Genomic DNA, 18,348 nt, shown 5'->3' with positions numbered 1-18,348 from the left:
TCCATAGGGCGCCTTTTTCTCCCTTCGCCATTCATTCGGCTGGCGGCAGCAGGCCCTGTTCGCGCCAGCGCCCGATCCAATATGCCATGCGGTCTTCGGTATCCATGCAGTCGGTAAAGCCGGCCTGCCGCAGCCGGACCGTGCTGGTCAGCATCGTGCGCTGGCAATTGCCCAGCAGGAAGTCAGCCAGCGCCCCGGATTCGCCCAGGAACGCCATTACGTCTTCCGATGCCCTCAAGCTGTGCTGCCGGACGATGTCTGCCCAGATGGCCCCCCGATTCTGGATATAGGCGCGCACCGACATGGGATCGTGTCCAGCGGGCGTGATGCCGAAGATGCGCGCGAGATGCGGCCACATGTCAGGCCAGGCGTAAACGTCGCCATTGGCGATATTGAAAGTCGCGTTGCAGGCCGTGGGCGCCATGGCCGCCCACTCGATCGCGCGGGCCAGCAGATCGACGTCGATCACTTCCATGATGCCATGATTGTCCGCAGCGCCCGGGAAAGGTAGATTCAGCCCTTCGGCCCGCCGGATCGCGGCGAACACACCGATGGCAAGGAAGGCGTTCAGATTGCCGCCCGGCCCGCCGCCGGCGATGGAGGGACAGCGAAACACCGTCCAGCGCAGCGTCTTGCTGGCGCGGGCGCGCAGATGATCTTCCTGCCGGAAGTAGAAATCGTCGATCGGCGGGCGGGCATGCGATTCCTTGAGCGGGACCGGTATGTGCCAGCCGGGCACATGCGGGCCATAAGCCTTCGTGCCGTGCACGACCGTCACCTGTTCCAGCCCCGGAGCGTGGTCGATCAATGCGTCAAGCAGGTTCGCGAACATGGCGCCGTTGCGTTCCGCGTGCCTGGGGTCGGACCAGCTGGCCACCAGATCGCCCGGCGTTTCGTTGACGGCGGCATAGACCAGATGCGTCGCATCCGGCAGCGACGCCGCGAGCGTGCGGCACGCATCCGCATCACGCAGGTCGATCGGCAGGAATGTCGCCCCGGGAATGTCAGCGAACGGCTTGTTGCGGGACAGGCCTATGACGTCCCAGCCGCTGGCTGCAAACTGGCGCGCGGCAGCATGGCCGACAAAGCCCGAAGCGCCTGCGACCACCACCTGTCTCTTTGTCCGCGCTGCCATGGAAAGCTTAGTAAAGGATCAGGCTCGCCAGACAAGTGGCAAGGCGGTTGGCTGAATCTGTCCAGCGGTGTCGGCTGAAGTTCTTTGAACACCTCGAAGCCGATCATGGCGAGCAACGAAGCGGCGATGGCAAGTCTTATATCAAGGTTCGATTTGTAGGAGCCGCTTGCCGCGCGTTCAGGCCAGAGGCCGCAGCGGCGCGTGTTCCAGACACGAGGGCGCAGATTGCGCTCTCGCGCCAGTTCAGGGTTGCGGCTGTGGTGATTCTGATCCCTCCAGCAGAGGATGAGGTTCATCATCCAGATTCTCATCGAGTGGCATTTCGCGGCGGCCCCATCGCGCATAAAGCGTCGGCAGCACGAAAAGCGTCAGCAGGGTAGCCGAGATAAGGCCGCCGATAACGACCGTGGCGAGGGGCTTTTGTACTTCCGCCCCCGCTCCCGTGCCCAAGGCCATCGGTACGAAGCCAAGGCTAGCTACGAGTGCGGTCATCACCACGGGGCGCAGCCGCTGGATAGCGCCGGTGCGGGCCGCCTCGGCCCGATCCATGCCCTTTCGCATCAGCTCCTGGATAGACGACACCATGACGAGACCGTTCAGCACCGCGATGCCGGACAGTGCAATGAACCCCACCGCCGCAGAGATGGAGAAATCCATGCCCCGAAGGAACAGCGCGAGCACGCCGCCTACCAGCGCCATCGGCACACCGGTGAACACGATCGCCGCATCCCGGGCAGACCCCAAGGCGCCGTAAAGCAGCATGAGGATGAGGATGAAGCAGGCCGGGATCACGAGTTGCAGCCGCTCGCGCGCGGAGGCGAGATTTTCGAACTGGCCGCCCCATTCCAGATAGGCGCCCGCGGGAAGGCGAACCTCCTTAGCGATGGCTGCCTGGGCATCTCCGACAACGCTGGAAATGTCGCGGCCCCGCACATTGGCCTGCACCACGACCCGGCGTTTGCCATTTTCGCGGCTGATCTGATTGGGACCATCCACGACCTGGATGTCGGCGACACTGGCCAGCGGCACAAACTGGCCATTAGGCGCCGACAACTGCACCTGTACGCAACGTTGTTTTACGGTCATATCAAACAACATAAAACACGAGCACCAAAACTCCTTGGGCGCGCCGAGGGCACCAAATCAAACCACTCTTCTTAGCTCATCTAAGTAGTCGCTCCACCACTGCGCCATTCGCACACGCTCATCCCAGTAAAGCCCGCGATGATAGGCACCGCGCGTTGCGTTGCTCTCTCCATGGGCAAGAGCCCGTTCGATCGCATCCGGGTTCCAAAGTCCGCTCTGATTGAGAAGCGTCGAGGCCGTGGCGCGAAATCCATGCGCGGTCACCTCGTCCTTGTCGAAACCCATGCGCCGAAGCGAGGCGTTCAAGGTGTTCTCGCTCATGGGGCGCGAGTGCCCATAGGCTGAGGGGAACACATATGTCCCGGAGCCGGTAAGGTCGCGCAATTGGAGGAGCATGTCTTTCACCTGTCGCGACAACGGCACAGCGTGGGGCCGCCGAGCCTTCATCTTGGCGGCAGGCAGGTTCCAAATTCCTGCCTCAAGATCGAACTCGGACCATTCGGCATGACGCAACTCCCCCGGTCTGACAAAGACATGCGGGGCGATCTGCAGGGCGGCCTTGGTTACGGGGCCTCCAGAGAAAGCCTCGATTGCGCGAAGCAGCTCGCCGAGCTTGGCAGGTTCGAGGATAGCCGCGTAGTGCTTGGCCTTGGGAGTGGTGAGCGCACCTTTGAGCAGATGGGCAGGGTCTGAACTGCATCGTCCGGTTGCGGCAGCGTACCGGAACACCCGACTGGCGAAAGATCGACACTTCTTGGCCGTCTCATATCGGCCGCGCATCTGCACGCGCATCAGAGCTGCTAGTAGCATTTGCTGATCGACCTCAGCGATTGGCATGGTGCCGATGGCAGGCTCTAGCTGCTCAAGAAACCAATGCGCCTTGCTGACCGTCGCTTCGGCGCGCGCCTCCCCGACCATTTTTGTCTCGATATATTCGCGGGCCACCGCAGCGAATGTGTTCGCCGCGCTTATCTTGGCGGCGACCTTGCCGCGCTTACGCTCAAGTGCGGGGTCCATGCCCCCGAGCAGTTTTGCCTTCTCTTCGTCACGCTTCGCGCGGGCATCTTTGAGTGAGACAGTCGGATATGCCCCCAGCGCTAGGCGCTTTTCCTTCCCCCCAGCGCGGAACTTCCAGCGCCACAGCTTTGAACCGTTGGGGAAGACTTCAAGATATAGCCCGTGGCTGTCTGCCTTGCGATAGTTCTTCTCGCGCGGCTTTAATGCCCTGATTTCTGTGTCTTTCAGTGCCATCTGGGGGCACCGAAATTCGCGCAATGGGGACAATTCGGGGCATATGCCCCCTCTGATGCCCCCAAAAGCGAGTGATTTTTGACGAACATACGCGGACGCTCCCGAACGTTTCGGAGCAATTTATCCCAGAATTCCGTGGGTTTCTCAACCGTTCGCGAACATTGACGAACAGGTAAATGGTGCCCAGAAGAGGACTCGAACCTCCACGACCTTGCGATCGCCAGCACCTGAAGCTGGTGCGTCTACCAATTCCGCCATCTGGGCACGGGGTAGGTGGGCGCGATTAGCCGTTGGTCGGGGGGCTGTCAATCATATCCGCCGCATAATTTTTCTGACTCCGCGCATCGGACCTTCTAAAGGGTCGGGAAAGACTTTCATCCCGCAGGAGGATCAGATTCCGGATATCCCGCCATCGTCGCCCCCTTCCTTCTTTCCGCGCCCCGATGGGCTGAAGCTGGCCTATCGCCATCGCGCCGGGAAGGGCACCACCATCGTTTTTCTGCCCGGCTATATGTCGGACATGGAAGGCGGGAAGGCTGTTGCGCTGGATCGATGGGCGGCGGAAACGGGGCGGGCCATGCTGCGGCTGGACTATGCGGGAAATGGCGCGAGCGAAGGGATGTTCGAGGACGGCACGCTGGCCAGCTGGCGTGACGATGCCCTGTTGCTGATCGATGCGCTGACGCAGGGGCCTCTGCTGCTCGTCGGATCGTCCATGGGCGGATGGCTGGCCCTGCTGATCGCGCTCGCCCGGCCGGATCGGGTGGCGGGGATCGTGGGCATAGCGGCGGCGCCCGATTTCACCGAATGGGGATTTCCGCAAGCCGACCGGGCGACGCTGGCCGCGCAAGGCCGCCTCGTCGAGCCGACGCCTTATGGCGATCAGCCCTATGTAACGACGCTCGGCTTCTGGGAATCGGGACAGGCGCTCAGGGTGCTGGAGGGCGAAATCGCGCTCGATTGCCCCATCCGCCTGCTCCAGGGTCAGGCCGATCCCGACGTGCCGTGGGAAATCGCGCTGCGGATCGCGCGGCAGGTGCGTTCATCCGATGTGCAGACGCTGCTGATTAAGGACGGCGATCACCGCCTTTCGCGCGACAGCGACATCGCCTTGTTGATCCGTACCGTCGCCAGTCTGCTGGACAATTTCTGATGCCCTTCCTTCTTCCCCTCCTGCTGCTCATACCCCAGGCCTATGATCCGGAGATCGAGGCGGTGATGAACCGCAAGCGCAAGGAGGCCGTCGAAGCACGCGCCGCCGCTGCGGAAAGCGCGCCCGCGCCCCGGACATCGGAAGAGGCGAAGGACGGCATGATCCCCGTCCCGCCCCAATATGCCGCACCTTTTCAGGCCTGCATCGACGCCGCGCTCCAGTCGCCCGAGCAGGGAGTGGCCTTTGCCGAGAAATGGCGGATCGAAGGCGGCAACTTCTACGCCCGGCATTGCATGGGCTTTGCCTATGCGCGCGCGGAACGCTGGGCGCCCGCCATCGTCGCGCTGGAACAGGCGGCGGACGAGGCCGAACGCACCGGCGAAATGGCGCAAAGCGCGCGGCTCTGGGCGCAGGCGGGCAATGCTGCGCTGGCGGGGGGAGACGCGGCCAAGGCAAAGGCGGATTTCGACGCGGCGCTGGCGCGCGGATTGCCCGACGGGATCGAAAAGGGCGAGGCGCATCTGGACCGCGCCCGCGCCCTTGTCGCGCTGAACGATCATCAGGGGGCGCGGGATTCGCTCGACATTGCGCTGGAACAAGCGCCCAAGGACCCGCTTGGCTGGCTGTTGTCCGCCACCCTGGCGCGTCGCATGGGGGAAATGCCTTTGGCGCAGGCGCATATCGCCCGGGCCGTTCAACTGTCGCCCGATGACGCCTCTGTGGCGCTGGAGGAAGGCAATATCGCGATCCTCACCGACCATGCGGATGTCGCGCGCTCGGCCTGGCAGCGGGCCGTCAAGCTGGCTCCTGAAGCGCCCGCTGGCAAGGCGGCGGCGGATAATCTCACCCGCCTCCCGCCCGCGCCCTGACCGCTCAGTTCAGGTAGAAATCGACGGTCGTGACGACGCGTACCTTCTTGTAGGGCGTGTCGCTCGACCCCTCCGCTTCGCCGTCGCGCGGCTCGATGGAGAAATAGCCCTGCGTGGCGCTCTTGATGCCGCCAACGCTGGCGCCGCTGTCGCGCGCGAACTGTTCGGCGGCGGCGCGCGCATCCTTGGTCGCGGCGGCGACCATCTGCGGCTTGACGTCGTTGAGCTTGGTGAAACTGTAGCGCATCCCCGATCCCTCCTGCACCGTCACGCCGCGCCGGACGAGGTCGAATTGCTGCGCCACGGCCCGCTGCGCGCGGGCAATATCGGTCGTGCGGAGCAGCATCCGCTGCGTGATGGTGATGTTGTTGACGCCATTGTTCATATATTGGTTCACGCCCGCGCCGATCGGCGTCAGCGCATCGGCCTTGAAGCCGAGGCTCGCGAAATAGGCTTTCAGTTCCTTCGTATTATTGTCGATCTCGGTCCGCACCGTGGGCAGGTCGAAGCCATTGGCGGAATAGCTGATCGACCATGTGGCAAGGTCGGCGGTCACATCCTTTTCCGCAAGGCCGCGCACGGTGACGGAGCGATCCGCCGCCTTCGCGCGCTTGAGCCCATCGCCCAGCAGATAGCCGCCGCTCACCACGCCCATCGCCAGCAATCCCGCGCAGCCCAGCAAAACCTTGTCCCGCATTTCCAGCGCCATGCCGATCCTCCCTCTTCCTTCACGGACCAACCCGTCCTATCTTGGAAAGGTTCCTGCCGCGCCTGAGATGAACCGTTGCTTATCGTGACGAATGGAGTTTCGCTTGCCCAAATATCTGCACACGATGATCCGCGTTGCCGACATCGACAAGACGATCGCTTTCTTCAACCTCCTCGGTCTTGAGGAGCAGAAGAGGTTCGATAATGAGCAGGGGCGCTTCACGCTGGTTTTCCTGGCCGCGCCGGGTGACGAGTCCGCGCAGGTCGAACTAACCTACAACTGGCCCGCGCAGGACGGCAGCGCGCCGGAAGATTATGCCGGCGGGCGCAATTTCGGCCATCTCGCCTACCGGGTCGAAAATATCTACGAGACGTGTCAGCGCCTGATGGATGCCGGCGTGACGATCAACCGGCCGCCGCGCGACGGGCACATGGCGTTCATCCGCACGCCTGACAATATCTCCATCGAACTGTTGCAGGATGGCCATCTGGAACCGGCCGAGCCGTGGGCGTCGATGCCCAATACGGGAGTCTGGTAAACCATGCTGGAAGTCGTCCGCGTTCCCGTCCTCTCCGATAATTATGTCTGGCTGATCCACGATCCGGCCAGCGGGGATACGGTCGCGGTCGACCCGGCGGTGGCGGAGCCGGTGCTGGATGCCGCCGCGCAGCGGGGCTGGACCATCGGCCAGATCTGGAACACGCACTGGCATGGCGATCATGTCGGCGGCAATGCGGCAATCAAGGCGGCGGCGAAGGATTGGGGCGGCTGCACGATCACCGGCCCGGCGGCGGAGGCCGCGAAGATCGGCACGCTCGACCGGACGGTCGGGGAAGGGGACAGCATCCGCATCGGCGATCATGTCGCGCAGGTGATGGCGGTTCCTGCTCATACGGCGGGCCATATCGCCTATCATCTGGCCGATGACGGGATCATCTTCGTGGGCGATACGCTGTTCGCCATGGGCTGCGGCCGCCTGTTCGAAGGCACAGCGGCGCAGATGTTCGCCAATATGCAGCGCTTTGCCGCCCTGCCGGGCGACACCACCGTCTATTGCGCGCATGAATATACGGAGTCCAATGGTCGTTTCGCCCTGACCGTCGAGCCGGACAATGCAGCCCTGCGCGCAAGGATGGAGAGCGTCGAGGCCGCGCGGGCGCAGGGGGAGGCGACCGTGCCGACCACCATCGCCCTGGAACGGAACACCAATATCTTCATGCGCGCGCACGATGTAGCGGAATTGGCGCAAAGGCGCGCGGCAAAGGATGCCGCCTGACGGTTTTTGCTCTATCCTGGCGTCTTGAGAACAGGAAACAGGAGAGTTCGTCATGCGTCTCGGGATCATGCTTGCACCGCTGTTGCTGGGGGCTTGCGCGGGGAGCTATGAAGCGCCCCGGCTGACGGAAAAGCAGACGGCGGAACTGGAAAAAGCGCTCGCTGGAAAAGTGCCCGGCGAAAAGGTGAGCTGCGTCACCATGCGGCCGCAGGGCAGTTTCCGCGTCATCAGCGGCAATATCGTCCTCTATAGGATGAGCAGCAAGCTCATCTACAAGAATGAGTTGATCGGCAGTTGTCCCGGTCTGACGCGCGGCGACACGATGATCATCCGGCCGTTCGGATCGCAATATTGCCGGGGCGACATCGCGAGAAGCGCGGACCTCACGATCGGCATGACCACGGGAACTTGCGCGCTGGGCGACTTCACCCCTTATCGCACGCCGGGCAAATAGCGTCCGCTTGGCGGTTATGGGGCGAGCGGATGGCCCCCTTTCTCCATCCCCGTTCTTCCTGAGTAGCCCCTGAGCCTGTCGAAGGGGCTACTCAGGAAGAACGAAGTGAGGCGGGAATTTCCCTTATTGGCCCAAAACAGTCCCCAGCGCCTATAAATCTCTACGCCTTATAAAGCGCGTCCAGCCGCTCCTGATAGCGTTTGCGGATGACGTGGCGGCGGATTTTCATCGACGGGGTCATTTCTTCATTCTCGATGGAGAAGGGCTCGTCCGCCAGGATGAAGCGCCGCACCCGTTCGATCACGGACAGGTCCTGGTTCACCCGGTCCACCGCCGCCCGCAGCGCTGTCAGATAGGCCGGATCGCTCTCGACCCCTTCAACGCCCTTGCCCTGCGCCGCTGCCCATTCGCGGGTCCATTCGGCGTCCGGCACGATCAGGCCGACCAGATGCGGCCGCCGGTCGCCCGACACCATGGCCTGCCCGATTTCGGGTTGCAGCGTCAGCATCCCCTCGACCTTCTGGGGCGCGACATTGTCGCCCTTGTCATTGACGATCAGGTCCTTCTTACGGTCGGTGATGCGGATGCGCCCGCGCGCATCGATCTCGCCAATGTCGCCGGTGTGCAGCCAGCCGTCCTTCAGCACCTTTTCCGTTTCCGCCGGATTGCGCCAGTAACCGTGCATCACCAGTTCGCCGCGCGCCAATATCTCGCCATCCTCGGCGATTCTGACTTCCACGCCATCCAGTGGCGGGCCGACCGTGTCCATGGCGATGCCGGCGGCGGGCCGGTTGCAACTGATGACCGGTCCCGCCTCCGTCTGGCCATAGCCTTGCAGCAGCGTCAGCCCCATCGCCTCGAAGAACAGCCCGACATCGGGATTGAGCGGCGCGCCGCCCGACACCAGCGCCTTCATCCGCCCGCCGAAGCGCTTTGCCACCTTGGGCCTCAAAGTCCGCGACAGCAGCGCCTTCATCGGCAGGTCCAGCACCGATTTCGCGCCGCGCTGCTCCTTCGCGGCGATCCGTAGCGCCTGTTGCAGCAGGAAATGGGGGAGCTTCCCCTGTTTCTCGATCGACTTGATGATCCGCGCGCGCAGCACTTCGAACAGGCGGGGGACGACCACCATGATGGTGGGCCGCGTCTCCTCGATATTGGAGGCGAGTTTTTCCAGCCCTTCGGAATAATAGATTTGCGCCGCCAGCATGATCGGCAGGAACTGCCCGCCGCTATGCTCATAGGCGTGGGAGAGGGGGAGGAAGGACAGGAAAACCTCGTCATCCCATCCGAAATCCTCCGCAACCAGCTTTGCCGCGCCCTCGATATTGCAGAGGATCGAGCCGTGATGCTGCATCACCCCGCGCGGCGCGCCGCCCGTGCCGCTGGTGTAGATGATGCAGGCCAGATCTTCGCGTCCCGCCGTCTGTTCCAGCGCGCAGGCCTCGATATCGGTGGGATGCGCGGCGATCAGGTCGCTCCACAAATGGCAGGCGATCTGGCCTTGCGCCCCGCGCACCGGTTCCATGCCGATCACGAAGCGCGCCTGCGACCGCAGCACGGCGGGCATCAGCGTGGCGGCGAGTTTCGCGGTGGACACGATCACCGCCTGCGCCCCGCTGTCCGTCAGGATATGCTGATGATCGCGCGTGGTGTTGGTGGTGTAGGTCGGCACGGTGACGCCGCCCGCCGCCATGATGGCCAGATCGGCGATGCAGAATTCCGGCCGGTTCTCGCTCACCAGCATCACCGGGTCTCCGGGTTTCAGCCCCTGCGCCCGGAGCGCGCTCGCCAGCGCCGCCACGTCATAGGCGACGTCCGTCCAACTCATCGAACGCCATGCGCCGTCCTTCTTGCGCCACAGGAAGGGGGCGTCGCCCATCTCCTTCGCGCGCGCAAAGAACATCGTCACCAGATTGGGAAAGCGTTCAATTGCCCTCAAAGGCCCACTCCTGTTATCGGCCCGTTCCGCCGCGCGCCTGTCGCCCGTGCAGCTATAACGGCGCTCTGCCGTAACGGCCATGCTGTTTTGGGGTTTCAGTCGAACAGGCCGTCCTGTGATCCGGCGGGCGGATTGAGGCCCAGATGCTTCCATCCCGGCCCGTTCAGGCAGCGCCCCCGCGCCGTCCGGGCGATGAGGCCAAGCTGGATCAGATAAGGCTCGATCACTTCCTCGATCGTGTCGCGCGGCTCCGAAAGCCCCGCCGCCAGCGTTTCCACGCCGACCGGCCCGCCGCGATAGATGTCCGCGATCATCGTCAGGTAACGCCGGTCCATCAGGTCCAGCCCCAGATGATCGACCTCCAGACGGCTGAGCGACGCGTCCGCTACCTTCGCGTCGACGGCCGCCGCGCCCGCGACATTGGCGAAGTCGCGCACCCGGCGCAGCAGCCTGCCTGCGATGCGCGGCGTGCCCCGCGACCGGCGCGCGATCTCCACCGCGCCGTCGGGGGTGATGCCAAGGTCCAGCAATCGCGCGGCCCGCCGCACCACCAGTTCCAGTTCCTCCACCGTATAGAATTGCAGCCGCACCGGAATGCCGAAGCGGTCGCGCAGCGGCGTCGTCAGCAACCCCTGCCGCGTCGTCGCGCCGACCAGCGTGAAGCGGGGCAGGTCGATCCGCACCGACCGCGCCGACGGCCCCTCGCCGATCATTAGGTCCAGCGCGCGGTCCTCCATCGCGGGATAGAGCACTTCCTCGACCGCGGGATTGAGCCGGTGGATCTCATCCACGAACAGCACGTCGCCTTCATCCAGATTGGTGAGCAGCGCGGCAAGATCGCCCGACTTGGCGATCACCGGGCCGGACGTGGCGCGGAAGCCCACGCCCATTTCCTTCGCGACGATCTGCGCCAGCGTCGTCTTGCCAAGGCCGGGCGGACCGAAGAACAGCACATGGTCCAGCGCCTCGCCGCGCCCCTTCGCCGCCTCGATGAAGATACGCAGATTCTCCCGCGCCGCTTTCTGCCCGATAAATTCGTCGAGCGTCCTGGGACGTAGCGCCGCGTCCACATCCTCAGCGCGGCGGGTGGAGGCGATCAGGCGGTCCTCGTCGCTCATTTCGCCGCCTTCCGCAGGGCGAGGCGGACGAGGGCGTCAAGGGTTGCCTCCTCGCCCAGCTCCTCTTCCGCCGCAGCCACTGCCGCGCTGGCTTCGGCGGGGCGGAAGCCCAGATTCTGGAGCGCGGACAAGGCATCGGCACCATATCCGCCTGCCGAAATCGAAACGCCGCCCGACCCCAGAGGCCCGGCGGCCGTGGGCGCCACGCCGATCTTGTCTTTCAGTTCATTGACGATCCGCAGCGCCAGCTTGGGGCCGACGCCATTGGCCCGCGCGACCATCGCCTTGTCGCCCGCCGCGACCGCGCGGTGCAGTTCCAGCGGTTCCAGCGCCGACAGGATGGCCAGCGCCACCCGCGATCCCACGCCCTGCACGCCGATCAGCAGGCGGAACCAGTCGCGCTCCTCCCCCCGCGCAAAGCCGACGAGGCGGATCGAATCCTCCGACACCAGCATTTCGGTGTGCACGGTCACGGCTTCGCCCACCGGCCCCAGCGCGGCCAATGTGCGCGACGATGCACCGACCAGATAGCCCACGCCGCCCACGTCGATGATGGCGTGGTCGATGCCGGTGCTGTCCAGCCGCCCTTTCAGTTTCGCGATCATGCCCCGCGCCTTTTGGTCATGATCTGTTCCTTACAGCCAAATGCGCGCCGCGCCACCCCTCAATATCTTCCCCCTCTTGCATCGCGCGCGCTTTGCGCCTTCCATGCGTGGCATGAAAACATCCCCTGTCTTTCCGTGGCGCTATGTCATGTTCCTGGCCTTGCTGGTCACGATCGCGCCGTTCGCGCTGGTGTTGCCCTGGCATGAAGCGGCGATGGCGGGGTTCGATGTGGCGGCGCTGGCCTTCCTGCTCTCCACCATAGCGCTGCTGAAGGCCGATCCGCAGACGATGCGCCGCAACGCGGCGGCCAATGACGCCAATCGCGAACTGATGCTGATCCTGACCGGCATCGTTTCGCTGGTCATACTGGTCGCAGTCGGCGTGGCGGTCATGCAGCATGGCGGGCCGGATCGGGCCGTCATCGCGCTAGTGCTGGCGACGCTGGCGCTGGCGTGGCTCTTTTCCAACCATATCTATGCCTTGCATTATGCCCATATCTTCTATGTCGCCGATGAAAAGGGGAAGGACAAAGGCGGCATGGATTTCCCTGCCACCCAAGAGCCGCGCTATTGGGATTTCATCTATTTTTCCTACACGCTGGGCATGACCTTCCAGACGTCGGACGTGTCGATCAACGTCATGGAGGTCCGCCGCGTGGTCATCTTCCACTGCATCGCGGCCTTCGTCTTCAACCTTGGCATATTGGCCTTCACGATCAACGTGCTGGGCGGATAGGGGCAGCGCCTTCACGGCTTGATTACCATTTCGCCCTAAAGTCGGGACCATGACGAATCCCGCTGCAGTCCGCCCCAAATCCGCCGTCAGCCATGGAGTCGGCCTTGCTGGCCTCGCCGGGCTTGGCCTGTGGACGCTGATTGCGCGGCATTATGGCATGGATGGTCCCAATGCGGGCCTTGCCGCCGTGGCCGCCTGCGGGGTGCCGATGGTGCTGTGGTCGCTGATCGTGGACAAGGTGCACCGCAATGCCTCCACCGGCATCGACTGGAAGGGCGCGGCGCGGCCGTGGAGCGAGGTGCGCGACATCAGCCTCGTCAAGATCGCCGGCCTGTGGGCGACATGGCTCGCCCTCGCCATCTTCTACTGCGTCGCGCGCTGGTATTGGGACGGCAATTACCGTTTTTCGATGGATCTGTTCATGGTCGCCGCGCCATGGCTGTTGGTGCTGTCCGTTCCCTATGTCATCTGGCTCGACCGGCGTTTGATCGATCCGCGCGACGCCAGCTACGCCTTTGGCCAATGGGTGATCGGCGGATCTGCGGGCGCGCCCGACATGCGCGAAGTGGCCAATCATGCGCGGGCATGGGCCGTGAAGGGCTTCTTCCTCGCCTTCATGGTCTCCATCGTGCCGGGCAATTTCGCCAGCGTCGTCCAGTGGCGGATCGACGAAGCCTTTTCCCATCCTGTAGCCTTGGCGGCGTTCCTGATCGCGGTCATGTTCATGATCGACGTGTGCATGGCGACGGTCGGCTACATGCTGACGATGAAGCCGCTGGATTCCCACATCCGCACGGCCAATCCCTATCTGGCCGGATGGGTCGCGGCGCTGATCTGCTATCCGCCCTTCGTGCTGATGGGGAATGGCGGCCCGCTCGATTATCATGCGGGCGGCGCGGAATGGGATATGTGGACGGAAGGGCACACGGCGCTGCAATGGTTGCTGGGCGGCTGGCTGGTGCTGCTGACCGGCATCTATGCCTGGGCGACAGTCGTGTTCGGCATCCGCTTTTCCAACCTCACCCATCGCGGCATCTTGACGCATGGCCCCTATCGCTGGACGCGCCATCCGGCTTACCTCTCGAAGAATCTGTTCTGGTGGTTCTCCTCGCTGCCCTTCCTCACGGTTTCAGGCAGCCTGACCGATCTGGTCCGCAACTGCGCGCTGCTGGCAGCCACCAATGCCGTCTATTTCTGGCGCGCCAGGACGGAGGAAAAGCATCTGTCCGCCGACCCCGATTATCGCGCCTATAGCGAATGGATGGAACGCAACGCGCCCATCCCCCGCTTCTTTGCATGGATCGCGGGACGGAAAAGGCCGGTCGAAGGCGATCTTCAACCGGCGGAATGATCGTCAGAAGCTTTCTTCGGCATAGATGCGGCTGATGTCGCCGCCCCACTCGCCATGATAGCGTTCCAGCAGCCGTTCGGCATGGGTGCGGCCTGAAGCCACGATCTCGTCCAGCGCGGACAGATAGCCTGTTTCATTGTCGCCCGCCGCGTTGAGCCGCCCGCGCGCCGCCAGCCCGCTCCGCGCAATGTCCAGCACCTGCCCCGCAATGTCGCGCAGCTTGCGCCCGCCTGCGATCGGCGCGTCGAGGCCCAGCTTGGGCACGGAATCGCGCAGCACCTGCCGCTCCTCCATGGTCCAGTCCTTGACCAGATCCCATGCCGCATCGAGCGCCCCTTGATCGTAGAGCAGCCCGACCCACAGAGCAGGCAGCGCGCAAATACGATTCCACGGCCCGCCATCCGCGCCGCGCATCTCCAGAAAGCTTTTCATCCGCACTTCGGGGAAGGCGGTGGATAGGTGATCCTCCCAATCCTTCTCGGTCGGCTTTTCGCCGGGCAGGGCAGGGAGCTTGCCCGCAAGGAAATCGCGGAAACTTTGCCCCGCCGCGTCGATATACCGGCCGTCGCGGTAAACGAAATACATCGGCACATCGAGCGCATAGTCCGCATAACGCTCATAGCCGAAGCCGTCCTCGAACACGAAGGGCAACATGCCCGTGCGGCCGGGGTCGGTGTCCGACCAGATATGGCTGCGATAGGAAAGATATCCGTTGGGTTTCCCTTCGGTGAAGGGCGAATTGGCGAACAGCGCCGTCGCCAGCGGTTGCAGCGCCAGCGACACGCGGAATTTCTGCGCCATGTCCGCTTCGCTGCCATAGTCGAGGTTGGTCTGGATCGTGCAGGTCCGCAGCATCATGTCGAGGCCCATCGACCCCACGCGCGGCATGTGGCGCAGCATGATGCCATAGCGCCCCTTGGGCATGATCGGCAGCGCGTCGCGCGTCTTGTCCGGCCACATGCCAAGGCCCAGGAAGCCCAGGCCCAGCATGTCGCCCACATATTTGACCTGTTCCAGATGGCGGCCCGTTTCGGCGCAGGTCTGGTGCAGATTTTCGAGCGGCGCGCCGGAAAGCTCCAACTGTCCCGCCGGTTCCAGGCTGATCGTGCCGTCGGGGCCGGACAGGGCGATGATATTCTCACCCTCGAACACCGGCTGCCAGTCATAGCGGGTAAGGCCGATCAGCAGCGTGTGGATGCCGCCTTTTTCTTCGTAGGATGGGGCATGATGATCCTTCGCCGAATAGACGAATTTCTCATGTTCGGTGCCGATCCGCCAGCGATCCTTGGGCTTTTCGCCCTTGGCAAAGGCCGCGATCAGCTGATCGCGGCTTTCGATGACGGGATCATTTCCCCCTGAGTCGGTTCTGGTGCTCATCCCCCGCCCTTAATGCTTCCCCCACGCGCGTCAAACAGCGAGCGCGAGCGCGACAGATAGGGCGCGCGCGCAAGGGCTTCAATCCCATTGCGGAATGAAACTATTGCCAATCCCCATTCAGCGCCATCCACGCCGATGTCGCGGCGATGGCGGCCGTCTCCGCGCGCAGGATGCGCGGGCCAAGCGAGACGGCGATGGACCGGGGCGCGGCCCGGATGGCGTCCCGCTCCGAAGGATCGAATCCGCCCTCCGGCCCGATCAGGAAAGCGGCCGGCCCGGGATGCGCCCGCAAAGCCTGCTCCAAAGGCGCGCCGCCCGTCTCGTCCGCGAAGAACAGCCAGCGATCATCCGGCCAGTCGCGCAGCAGCGCGTCCAGCTTCACCATCTCCCCAAGCTCCGGTAGCGCCGTCCGCCCGCATTGCTCCGCCGCCTCCACCAGATGCGCGCGCAGCCGGTCGAGGTTCAGCCTGTCCACCACCGCCCGCCGCGTCAGCACCGGTTGCAGCTTCGCCGCGCCCAGCTCGCACGCTTTTTCGGCGATCAGGTCGATGCGTCCCTTCTTGATCGGCGCGCAGCACAGCCAGAAATCGGGCACCTGCTCCAGCGGCCTGGTCCGCGTCTCGCAGACCAGCACCAGATCGCGCTTGCGAATGTCGCGCGCCCGCGCCGCCCATTCACCCGATCGCCCGTCGAACAGCAGCACCACATCGTCCGGTTTCACCCGCATCACGCCGATCAGATAATGGGCCGCATTGCCCTCCACCGGCACGGCGACCCCTTCGCCCAGCGGCGTTTCGACATAGAGGCGCGGCGCGCTTTGCGGCGGCCATGCGGGGGTTGCGGTCATTTGCGTCTTTCCGTTTCGCGGGCATCGCCCTAATGCCGCTCATGTCGAGCGAAGTCGAGACGCGCCGCGCAAACGGAGAAACGGCAAGTGGAACAGATCGTCCCCGACAGCGAAGCCCGCGGCCTCGTCGCGCGCCTGCCCGCCCTGCCGCGCGCGCTGGCGCTGCTGGCGCGGCTGGACCGGCCGATCGGCTGGTGGCTGCTGTTCTGGCCGGGCGCGTGGAGCGTGGCTCTGGCCGGCGGCGCGCGGCAATGGCCGCTGATCCTCTGGCTGCTGATCGGCAGCATCGCCATGCGCGGTGCGGGCTGCGTCTTCAACGACATTGTCGACCGCGATCTCGACCGGAAGGTCGCCCGCACCGCCGCGCGTCCGTTGGCGAGCGGCGCGGTGTCGCTGAAAGCCGCATGGGTCTGGCTCCTCGCGCTTTGCCTCATCGGCCTCGCCGTCCTGCTGCAACTGCGCCTTTACGCGCAGGTCGTGGCGCTGGCCTCGCTCGCCCTCGTCGCGGCCTATCCCTTCATGAAGCGGATCACCGGATGGCCGCAGCTATGGCTCGGCCTCGTCTTTTCCTGGGCCGCGCTCGTCGGCTGGAGCGAGGTGGCGGGATCGCTCACCCTGCCGGGCCTTCTGCTCTATGCCGGAACCATTTTCTGGGTCGTGGGCTATGACACCATCTATGCGCTGCAGGACCGGGAGGATGACGCGTTGATCGGCATAGGCTCCAGCGCGCTATCCATGGGCCGCCATGTGCGGGGCGGGGTGATGCTCTGCTATCTTCTCGCGCTCGCATTGTGGAGCGCCGCCATCTGGCAGGTCCGGCCGCAATTACTGGCGCTCATCGCGCTCCTCCCCATGGCCGCGCATCTGCTCTGGCAGGTCGGCACCTTGAGGGAGGATGGCGCGGACCCGCTCGTCAAATTCCGTTCCAACCGTTTCGCCGGACTGCTCATGTTCCTGGCCTGCCTCGTGGTCGGCAACGCATGAGCGCCCCGACCCAGGGCCAGGATTGCTGGCGCATCGCCCCAGCCACCCAGGCCAGCGTCATCATCGACGCAGACGCCTATTTCCGCCACGCCCGCGCCGCGATGCTGAAAGCGACGAAGCGGATCATGCTGATCGGCTGGGATTTCGACGCCCGCATCAGCCTCATCCGCGAGGAGGATGCGAAGGACGGCGCGCCTGTCATCATCGGCGATTTCATCCGCTGGCTGGTGGAGCGCACGCCGGACCTCGAAATCTACCTGCTCCGCTGGGACACCGGCGCGTTCAAGTCGATGCTGCGCCCGTCCAACCTGCTGACGACGCTGCGCTGGATGGCGCATCCCCGCATCACCGTGAAGCTGGACAGCCATCATCCGGTCGGCGCGTCCCATCATCAGAAGATCGTGGTGATCGACGATTGCTTCGCTTTCTGCGGCGGCATCGACATGACCGCCGACCGCTGGGACACGCGCCACCATCGCGACGACGATCCGGGCCGCAGGCATCCCGACGGCACGTCCTATGGCCCGTGGCACGATGCGACGACCGCGCTCAAGGGGCCGGTGGCGGCCGCGCTGGGCGATCACAGCCGCGCCCGCTGGAAAGGGGCGGGGGGCGACGACCTGCCGCCGGTCGAGGGCGTGGACGATTGCTGGCCTGACGCGCTTCCCGTCCAGTTCCGTGACGTGGATGTCGCCATCGCCCGCACTGCGCCGGAAATGGACGACCAGCCGCCGGTGAAGGAGATCGAACGGCTCTACGTCAACCAGATCGCGGCCGCCAGACGTTGCATCTACGCCGAAAGCCAGTATTTCGCTTCCCGCCGCATCGCCGAAGCCCTTGCGGCGCGGCTGGGCGATCCGGATGGCCCGGAAATCGTCATCGTCAACCCGCAGCAGGCTGACGGCTGGCTGGAACAACAGGCGATGGACACTGCCCGCGCCCGCCTGTTCGAGGCTTTGAAGGCGCGCGATACCTACAATCGCCTGCGCCTCTATCATCCCTTCACCGCGCGTGGCGAGCCGATCTATGTCCATGCCAAGATTCTGATCGCCGACGACCGCCTGATCCGCGTCGGCTCCTCCAACATGAACAATCGTTCGCTTGGCCTCGACACCGAATGCGACATGTCAATCGACACGGCGCTTCCCGCCAATGACGGTCAGCAGGCGACGATCGCCGCCATCCGCGACGACCTTATCGCGGAGCATCTCGACCTGCCGAAAGAGCGCGTCTCCGTCCTCATTGCCGAGCGCGGCCTGATCGCGGCGATAGAGGAATTGCGGACCAAGGCGGGCCGCACCCTGCGTCCCTATGAAACGCCCAATCTCAACGACGTGCAGCAATGGCTGGCCGACAATGAAGTGCTGGACCCGGAAAATCCCGACGAGATGTTCGAGCCGGTCACGCAGCGCGGCCTGTTCCGCCGCATCGAACATTGGGTGCGCCGCGATTGAGGCG

At 64.4% G+C, this 18,348-nt stretch carries 17 protein-coding genes, 1 tRNA gene and 1 pseudogene; 9 read left to right on the top strand and 10 right to left on the bottom strand.

Annotated elements, in window-relative coordinates; translation table 11 throughout:
- Positions 1–31: 31 nt before the first annotated feature.
- The 4 genes and pseudogenes from LDB26_RS17490 to LDB26_RS17475 form a co-directional block, all read right to left on the bottom strand.
- Positions 32–1,135, bottom strand: coding sequence for an NAD-dependent epimerase/dehydratase family protein (locus tag LDB26_RS17490; RefSeq protein WP_257539386.1), 1,104 nt, complete (start codon positions 1,133–1,135; stop codon positions 32–34).
- A 243-nt stretch (positions 1,136–1,378) separates the two neighbouring features.
- Positions 1,379–2,173 (bottom strand): annotated as a pseudogene (locus LDB26_RS17485) (efflux RND transporter permease subunit); the annotation flags it as partial.
- Between the two features lie 105 nt (positions 2,174–2,278).
- Entirely contained in the window at positions 2,279–3,472 is a 1,194-nt protein-coding gene (locus LDB26_RS17480; protein ID WP_257539385.1) for an integrase arm-type DNA-binding domain-containing protein, read from the bottom strand.
- A 177-nt stretch (positions 3,473–3,649) separates the two neighbouring features.
- Positions 3,650–3,736: transfer RNA gene (locus LDB26_RS17475), tRNA-Leu, on the bottom strand.
- A 130-nt stretch (positions 3,737–3,866) separates the two neighbouring features.
- Here LDB26_RS17475 and LDB26_RS17470 point away from each other — a divergent pair.
- Both LDB26_RS17470 and LDB26_RS17465 read left to right on the top strand, forming a co-directional pair.
- Complete coding sequence (locus LDB26_RS17470; protein WP_373886214.1) at positions 3,867–4,625, top strand: alpha/beta hydrolase; 759 nt, start codon at positions 3,867–3,869, stop codon at positions 4,623–4,625.
- A complete protein-coding gene (locus LDB26_RS17465) occupies positions 4,625–5,494 on the top strand; it encodes a tetratricopeptide repeat protein (protein WP_257539383.1) in 870 nt (289 codons plus the stop codon). Before LDB26_RS17470 ends, LDB26_RS17465 begins: the two co-directional genes overlap by 1 nt.
- Positions 5,495–5,498: 4 nt before the next feature.
- Here LDB26_RS17465 and LDB26_RS17460 read toward each other — a convergent pair whose 3' ends face one another.
- A complete protein-coding gene (locus LDB26_RS17460; RefSeq protein ID WP_257539381.1) occupies positions 5,499–6,203 on the bottom strand; it encodes an SIMPL domain-containing protein in 705 nt (234 codons plus the stop codon).
- A gap of 103 nt (positions 6,204–6,306) precedes the next feature.
- On the opposite strand from LDB26_RS17460, the gene LDB26_RS17455 reads away from it, so the two are divergent.
- The 3 genes from LDB26_RS17455 to LDB26_RS17445 are packed head-to-tail and all read left to right on the top strand — an operon-like array spanning position 6,307 to position 7,933.
- The gene (locus LDB26_RS17455; RefSeq protein ID WP_257539379.1) at positions 6,307–6,741 is read left to right on the top strand and encodes a VOC family protein; all 435 of its coding nucleotides are present in this window, start codon (positions 6,307–6,309) and stop codon (positions 6,739–6,741) included.
- Between the two features lie 3 nt (positions 6,742–6,744).
- A complete protein-coding gene (gene gloB / locus LDB26_RS17450; protein WP_257539378.1) occupies positions 6,745–7,479 on the top strand; it encodes a hydroxyacylglutathione hydrolase in 735 nt (244 codons plus the stop codon).
- Positions 7,480–7,531: 52 nt separating this feature from the next.
- Positions 7,532–7,933, top strand: coding sequence for a hypothetical protein (locus tag LDB26_RS17445; protein ID WP_257539377.1), 402 nt, complete (start codon positions 7,532–7,534; stop codon positions 7,931–7,933).
- 160 nt (positions 7,934–8,093) lie between these two features.
- Here LDB26_RS17445 and LDB26_RS17440 read toward each other — a convergent pair whose 3' ends face one another.
- The 3 genes from LDB26_RS17440 to ruvA all read right to left on the bottom strand — a co-directional run bounded on the left by LDB26_RS17440 (position 8,094) and on the right by ruvA (position 11,595).
- Positions 8,094–9,872, bottom strand: a complete 1,779-nt coding sequence (locus tag LDB26_RS17440) for a long-chain fatty acid--CoA ligase (RefSeq protein WP_231746374.1) — start codon at positions 9,870–9,872, stop codon at positions 8,094–8,096.
- Positions 9,873–9,967: 95 nt separating this feature from the next.
- Positions 9,968–10,990 carry a Holliday junction branch migration DNA helicase RuvB gene (gene ruvB, locus LDB26_RS17435; protein ID WP_062062156.1) on the bottom strand — a complete coding sequence of 341 codons (1,023 nt, stop codon included), beginning with the start codon at positions 10,988–10,990 and terminating at the stop codon, positions 9,968–9,970.
- Positions 10,987–11,595 carry a Holliday junction branch migration protein RuvA gene (gene ruvA / locus LDB26_RS17430; RefSeq protein ID WP_257539376.1) on the bottom strand — a complete coding sequence of 203 codons (609 nt, stop codon included), beginning with the start codon at positions 11,593–11,595 and terminating at the stop codon, positions 10,987–10,989. Before ruvA ends, ruvB begins: the two co-directional genes overlap by 4 nt.
- 112 nt (positions 11,596–11,707) lie before the next feature.
- Here ruvA and LDB26_RS17425 point away from each other — a divergent pair, with 112 nt between their 5' ends.
- Positions 11,708–12,331: a DUF1345 domain-containing protein gene (locus LDB26_RS17425; RefSeq protein WP_257539375.1), complete on the top strand. Its 624-nt coding sequence runs from the start codon at positions 11,708–11,710 to the stop codon at positions 12,329–12,331.
- A 49-nt stretch (positions 12,332–12,380) separates the two neighbouring features.
- The gene (locus LDB26_RS17420; protein ID WP_257539374.1) at positions 12,381–13,682 is read left to right on the top strand and encodes an isoprenylcysteine carboxylmethyltransferase family protein; all 1,302 of its coding nucleotides are present in this window, start codon (positions 12,381–12,383) and stop codon (positions 13,680–13,682) included.
- 3 nt (positions 13,683–13,685) lie between these two features.
- Here LDB26_RS17420 and LDB26_RS17415 read toward each other — a convergent pair whose 3' ends face one another.
- Both LDB26_RS17415 and LDB26_RS17410 read right to left on the bottom strand, forming a co-directional pair.
- Complete coding sequence (locus LDB26_RS17415; protein WP_062062148.1) at positions 13,686–15,059, bottom strand: glutamate--cysteine ligase; 1,374 nt, start codon at positions 15,057–15,059, stop codon at positions 13,686–13,688.
- Positions 15,060–15,159: 100 nt separating this feature from the next.
- Positions 15,160–15,906, bottom strand: a complete 747-nt coding sequence (locus tag LDB26_RS17410; protein ID WP_257539373.1) for a 16S rRNA (uracil(1498)-N(3))-methyltransferase — start codon at positions 15,904–15,906, stop codon at positions 15,160–15,162.
- 87 nt (positions 15,907–15,993) lie between these two features.
- Here LDB26_RS17410 and ubiA point away from each other — a divergent pair, with 87 nt between their 5' ends.
- Positions 15,994–16,890 carry a 4-hydroxybenzoate octaprenyltransferase gene (gene ubiA, locus LDB26_RS17405; RefSeq protein WP_257539372.1) on the top strand — a complete coding sequence of 299 codons (897 nt, stop codon included), beginning with the start codon at positions 15,994–15,996 and terminating at the stop codon, positions 16,888–16,890.
- Complete coding sequence (locus tag LDB26_RS17400) at positions 16,887–18,344, top strand: phospholipase D-like domain-containing protein (protein ID WP_257539370.1); 1,458 nt, start codon at positions 16,887–16,889, stop codon at positions 18,342–18,344. Before ubiA ends, LDB26_RS17400 begins: the two co-directional genes overlap by 4 nt.
- Positions 18,345–18,348 lie beyond the last annotated feature (4 nt).

It is taken from the genome of Sphingobium sp. CFD-1 (assembly GCF_024611115.1).
In the GTDB taxonomy this organism is placed as follows: Bacteria; Pseudomonadota; Alphaproteobacteria; order Sphingomonadales; family Sphingomonadaceae; genus Sphingobium; species Sphingobium baderi_A.
Note: the sequence above shows the minus strand (reverse complement) of the source record. Positions and strands in the feature narration are given on the sequence as shown.